1 protein-coding gene is annotated in these 596 nt (G+C 43.5%); it reads right to left on the minus strand.

Features of this window, described 5'->3' with window-relative positions; genetic code table 11:
• Positions 1-596, minus strand: a 596-nt coding sequence (locus QZ359_RS00995; RefSeq protein ID WP_293952032.1) for a 3'-5' exonuclease, incomplete at both ends; no start/stop codon positions are given.

The following is a 596-nucleotide window of genomic DNA, read 5'->3' on the forward strand; positions in this document are numbered from 1 at the left end:
TAAATCCTCCTTAGAAAATGCTTGATAAATGGCCCAAATCCAATCTTGGAAATTCCTTGCTTGCAGTCTAGTATTGCTATTTAGTTTTCCATTTTTAGTTGCTGGGTATTCCTTGGCTTCCAGCTTTTCACGCGAACCCTTGCCGACAAGATAAAGCTTTTTCTCAGCCCGTGTCATGGCAACATACAGCAGACGCATCTGCTCTGAATAGCTTGCCAGCTGCAATTCTTCTTCATTCTGCCTATAGGTCAAGCTAGGAATGGAGAGTTTGATGGTTTTAGGATAGTGGTCTTCCACTGCTCCTGTCTCCATTTTGGCAATGTATTTGACACCAAGCCCATTTTTACGATTGAGAATGACCTCTGACATAGAGTCTTGCTTGTTGAAATCTTGATCCATATTGAGGATAAAGACATAAGGAAACTCCAACCCTTTACTCTTATGGATAGTCATGAGCTCTACTGCGTCCTTGGGCGGTGCGACTGCCACGCTTGCAAGATCGTGCTGGGCTTCTAGGACCTTGTCAATCATGCTAATAAAACGTGACAAGCCTTTGAAATTGCTCTTTTCAAATTGATCAGCACGCAGTGCTAGGG

It is taken from the genome of Streptococcus sp. (assembly GCF_019414905.1).
GTDB lineage: Bacteria > Bacillota > Bacilli > Lactobacillales > Streptococcaceae > Streptococcus.